Below are 339 nucleotides of genomic sequence, written 5' to 3'. Positions count from 1 at the left end.
ACAGCCTGGGGGCCCCGCGGTTCGCCATGTCGTAGAAGTCGCAGGCCCTGCCGCATACGGGGCAGCGGCGCTGCTCGCGCTTGTAGGGCCGGACGCTCACGACGATGCGCTCGGCCTCGATGCGCGCGCCCAGGACGACCGTGCGGGCCAGACCGAGGGCGAGAAGTAGTAGACTCTTCATGCGTCACACCTCTTCGGTTGTCTGAATTTGGCTTAGCAATCATAGGCGGATGACGCGGAAACGGCCCCTCCCGGGGCCGTTTCAGTTCCAGATCGTTGTTTTCGCCCGCTGAGCTGGGCCTATGCCGGAATCTCTCCCACAGAAACCACCGAAGAGCC

1 protein-coding gene is annotated in these 339 nt (G+C 64.3%); it reads right to left on the bottom strand.

Going from position 1 to position 339, the window contains the following annotated elements; all coding sequences use genetic code 11:
- Window positions 1–181, bottom strand: a 181-nt coding sequence (locus ACQRAP_RS08715) for a hypothetical protein (RefSeq protein ID WP_427795405.1), incomplete at its 3' end; no start/stop codon positions are given.
- Between the last annotated feature and the right edge of the window lie 158 nt (window positions 182–339).

The sequence above is a fragment of the Collinsella sp. SGI.180 genome, from assembly GCF_050313455.1.
In the GTDB taxonomy this organism is placed as follows: domain Bacteria; phylum Actinomycetota; class Coriobacteriia; order Coriobacteriales; family Coriobacteriaceae; genus Collinsella.
This window is presented reverse-complemented; position numbering and strand designations above follow the sequence as displayed.